The sequence below is a fragment of the Frankia sp. CoWAU3 genome (assembly GCF_977971855.1).
Genome location: NZ_CDWWXB010000188.1, coordinates 1 through 4,473 on the forward strand (window position 1 = coordinate 1; position 4,473 = coordinate 4,473).

3 protein-coding genes and 1 pseudogene are annotated in these 4,473 nt (G+C 69.4%); 2 read left to right on the top strand and 2 right to left on the bottom strand.

Annotated elements, in window-relative coordinates; all coding sequences use genetic code 11:
* Positions 1-884, bottom strand: an 884-nt coding sequence (locus AC08ON_RS14730) for a rhomboid family intramembrane serine protease (protein ID WP_476617165.1), incomplete at its 3' end; no start/stop codon positions are given.
* A 273-nt stretch (positions 885-1,157) separates the two neighbouring features.
* Complete coding sequence (locus AC08ON_RS14735) at positions 1,158-1,334, bottom strand: hypothetical protein (protein ID WP_476608083.1); 177 nt, start codon at positions 1,332-1,334, stop codon at positions 1,158-1,160.
* A gap of 379 nt (positions 1,335-1,713) precedes the next feature.
* On the opposite strand from AC08ON_RS14735, the gene bioA reads away from it, so the two are divergent.
* Positions 1,714-3,000, top strand: coding sequence for an adenosylmethionine--8-amino-7-oxononanoate transaminase (gene bioA / locus AC08ON_RS14740; protein ID WP_476608086.1), 1,287 nt, complete (start codon positions 1,714-1,716; stop codon positions 2,998-3,000).
* Between the two features lie 680 nt (positions 3,001-3,680).
* Positions 3,681-4,473, top strand: a pseudogene (locus tag AC08ON_RS14745) (GGDEF domain-containing protein); the annotation flags it as partial.

Consider the following 4,473-nt stretch of genomic DNA (forward strand, 5'->3'; position numbering starts at 1 on the left):
TACTGAGCCTTTCCCAGTAACGATCGGCGGCGGTGGCGGGCCGACGAGTTCCCCGTGCCGCGAATCCAGCCGTGTTGGGGCACCCGGAGCGGCGTCCCGGGGCCGGCGGCTCGCAGCCGGCTGATGAACGGCATGACGAGCAACGCGCCGACCGCGAAGCCGACTACATGTGCTCCGTACGCCACGGTACCGCCGTCGGCGACGCCGAATCCGGTGAAGTAGATGTACTGCAACGCGAACCAGAAACCGAGGACGATCCAGGCCGGCAGCCAGAACGGCAGAAAGAACAGGACGGAGACCAGGCCGATGACGCGGGCCCGTGGGAAGAGCACCAGATAGGCCCCCAACACGCCGGCGACCGCGCCGGAGGCGCCGATCAGGGTGTTCGTCGACCCACCCTCCAACAAGGCGAAGCCGTACCCGGCGGCGTATCCGCAGACCAGGTAGAACAGCGGGTAGAGCAGCCTGCCCATGCGATCTTCAATGTTGTTGCCGAAGACCCCGAGGAACAGCATGTTGCCGATCAGATGAAGCCAGCTTCCATGCAGGAACATCGAGGTCAGCACCGACAGCACCGGGATCTTGTCGAAGCTGGGCGGTGATTCCACGATGCATCCCGGGTTGCCGGCCGCATCCACCCCGACCCGGCCGGAGTTCGCGGCGGTGAGCTGCGCATTGTGCACCAGTTCCCACGGGATCGCGCCCCACTCCTGAAAGAACCGCTGCTGCTCACAGATGTTCTGTGCCGCCGACGTCTCCGTGCCGGCGACCGAGCTGACCACCGGTTCGAAGAAAACGAAGATCACCACGTTCGCCGCGATGAGCAGCCAGGTCACGACCGGGCGGCGGCGCAGGGGATTGATGTCGTGAATCGGGATGACCACACTGACATCCTGCCCGATGCGCCTGGGCAACTACTCCTACCTGGCACTCCTAGCCGACGATCAGCCAGAGGCCGTCGGCCTCCGCCTCCGCCGCGAAGATCACACCGGGGCGATGCCGCCGCCGGGAAACTTGGCCTCACCCTGGCCGAGGGGTCGGTCGACCGAGACGGCGAACCATGGAAGGCGAACCATCCGCACTACCTCACTTCACAGTTCCTGGCATCCTCGCGATACTGCGTGGGCTGGAAGGCAATCCGTACGAGGACGGGGGCGTCAACCAGCTGGAGCACGCGCCAGACCGCCGAGCAAGCACGGCGGTCTGGTGCGGATGCCGATGTCGTCGCTGCGGCGCTTCTGCACGACATCGGTCGTGCCCCTGGCGTCGCCGCCGCCGACGTCACCTTCGATGATGTCATCATGATGCGCGTCCGCTTGACCAATAGCGCCCATCTCGAGGAGTTCAACACGGTCTATGCGATCTGGGTCAAGGACCCCTCCCGGCCCGGACCACCGTGTGCGTCGACCTGCCCCGTGACTTCCTCGTCCTCGTCGAAGCGCTCGCCGTCCTCGACGCCGCCGACTGAGTGGGGGTAGCCGCGAGTTGGACTCCTGTCGGGTTGGGGTTCGAGGGCAGGACGGGCGGGTGACGAGCTCGGGCGGGTGACGCAGTGGTGTGAGACCGCAGTTGTGTGAGACGTACGACGATCGGCCCGGGCCAGCGCCACCCAGGCCACCGCCGTCGACCGGGATGGGCGAGAGTGGGGAGGTGACCCCTCGTTCGACGATCGCCGTCCCGCCGCCCGCGCTCACCCCCCGGCCCCAGACCCCGGTGGCGGACGTGGGCGACCTTGTCGCCCGCGATCGGCGGGTGGTCTGGCATCCGTATGCTTCGGTATCCGGCTCCACGCCGCTCTTCCCGGTCGCATCCGCCGCGGGGACCCGGCTGACGTTGACCGACGGCCGGGAATTGATCGACGGGATGTCGTCGTGGTGGGCGGCGATTCACGGCTACCGGCATCCCGTGCTCGACGAGGCGGTGCGCGGGCAGCTCGAGACGATGTCCCATGTGATGTTCGGCGGTCTGACCCATGAGCCGGCGGTGGCCCTCGCCGAGACCCTCGTGGCGATCACGCCGGATCCGTTACGGCGGGTCTTCCCGTGCGATTCGGGTTCCGTCGCCGTCGAGGTCGCGATCAAGATGGCGCTGCAGTACTGGATCGGGCGGGGCCGGCCGGGCCGGACGCGCCTGCTCACCATCCGACGCGGCTACCACGGCGACACCTCGGGCGCGATGGCGGTCTGTGATCCGGACGCGGGCATGCATCACCTGTTCAGCCACCTGCTGCCCCGTCATCTGTTCGCCTCCGCCCCGGCCTGCGCCTTCGACGAGCCGTGTGAGGACGCTCACGTCGCCGAGATCGAGGGGCTGCTGGCCGGGCACGCCGACGAGATCGCGGCGGTCATCTGCGAGCCTGTCGTGCAGGGCACCGGAGCCATGCGGTGGTACGCGCCGGGTTGGCTGGCGCGGCTGCGCGAGCTGTGCGACCACTACGGGGTGCTGCTGATCGCCGACGAGATCGCGATCGGGTTCGGCCGCTCGGGCGAGCTGTTCGGCTGCGACCATGCCGGCATCAGCCCCGACATCATGTGCGTGGGCAAGGCGATGACCGGTGGCTACCTGTCCATGGCCGCGACGCTGTGCACCGACGAGGTCGCGGCGGGCGTCTGCGACTCGCCTGCCGGCACGTTCATGCACGGCCCCACGTTCATGGGCAACCCCCTGGCAAGCGCGGTCGCGAACGCCAGCATCGACCTGCTCCTCTCCTCGCCCTGGCAGGCTCGGGTGCGCGAGATCTCCGCCGGGCTCTCCGCCGGGCTCGCCCCGGCTGCCGACCTGCCCGGGGTCGCCGACGTGCGGGTACTCGGCGCCATCGGGGTGATCGAGACGCGGGAGCCCGTCGACATGACCGTGATCCAGCCGCTGTTGGTGGATCTCGGGGTCTGGGTCCGCCCGTGCGGACGGTTGGTCTACACGATGCCGCCGTTCATCATCTCCCCCGCCGACGTGGCCACCCTGGCCGCCGCGATGGTCGAGGCGGTCGCCCGTACCACCTGATCGCCGCGTTACTGGTTCGTCCGCGTTACTGGTTCGTCCGCGTTACCGACGCGTCGGTCCCTACGCCGCCGCCAGGTGTCAGGAGCGGACGGCGGGCATCGAGCTGGTCCCTCGGCGGTCCCTCCCTCGGCCGTCCTTGGTCTCCGGGCGGCGGACGTGCCGTTTCCCGGGCGTGTCGGATGTGGTCTCTCGGCGGTGTCCCGCAGCCGACGCGACCGGGCGGCCCGTCGTGACGCCTCCTTCGGCCCGGCATTCGTCGTCGCAGGTCAGGTGCCATTTCCTGGGCAACTATCGCGCGCGTGCCGGGGAGAAAACACGGCTCGGCGACGCCGCGAACGGCTAAGAACCGGCATTCGGACGGTTGCGAATTGGCGAAGCGCCTTCGTACTCTTCGTTCTCGAAGATTCACCGTAAGTAGCAGCGACCAGGTTGGATTCACCGGGCGGTTCCGGCCGGGTACGGCCGTGGACAAGAACGAGGAAGGCCATCCACCAATGCCGTTACGCATACGACTGGCGCGGGGCGCGGGTTCCGTTCTGGTGGGCACCCTTCGGCGTGGCTGGCGGCGAGTCCGCGGGGTGACCACGCGGGGAGCGGACACGACTGCCCGGACCGGTCGCGGGGCGGCACGAGGCGAAGCGTCCGCCCCTCCCGCGAGCGCCGAACCCGTCGGCCCCCGGATGATCGGCCCTCCGCCGTTGGGCCCTCGCCTGGCCGGCGCCCACGTCACGGAACCTCGCCTGGCCGGCCCTCGCCTGGCCGTGCTGCGCCTGCTCGGCCACGGCTGGATGCTGTGGCGCGTGCCCGGGGGGTTGATGCGGCGGGGGTTCATCGTAGTCTTCTGCTGGCTGAGCATGGCCGGGTTCGCGGCGGCGGGTCTGCGTCCGCGATGGACCGACCTCGCGGCCTCCGCCACCTTCGTTGTTCTCGGGGCGCTGGCCGTGGTGGCGTCCGGACGGCTGGGTGAGGATCTGACCGTTCCCGGGGCCCGACGTCATGACCTGCTGTCCACCTGGACGGTGGCGGCGGCGGTCCTGCTGCCGCCGTTCTACCCGGCGGTTATCAGCCTGCCGCTGTGCTGGCTCGCCGGCCGTCGTGATCCAGTACAGCCGCCGCATCTGCGCGTGTTCCACGCCGCGGCGTTGGGCATCGCGGGCTTCTGTGCCTCCAGCGTCCATCTGCTGCTTAGCCCCGATCGAGGGCCGTTCACCGTCGACAACCTCGTCGGGTCCGGCGTCGCGGTGCTGGCCTTCCTCGCCGCGGTTGCGGTTTACCCGGTCGTGGCGAGGCTGACCGTGATGGGGATGAGGCTGACCGTGATGGGGATGGCGACGTCCGACGGTCGGGAGAGCCTCGATTCGTGCTCCGGTGTGGCGGCCGGTCCAGCCCGGCCGGGCTGGCCGGACCGGACCGGGGTCGTCCCGTCACCTGTCATCCCAGCCCGGACCCCGCTCCGGCATGCGTGCCGCGACC

Coding starts and splice junctions, on each gene's coding strand:
- AC08ON_RS14735 (WP_476608083.1), bottom strand. CDS start 1,334: ATGGGCGCTATTGGTCAAGCGGACGCGCATCATGATGACATCATCGAA.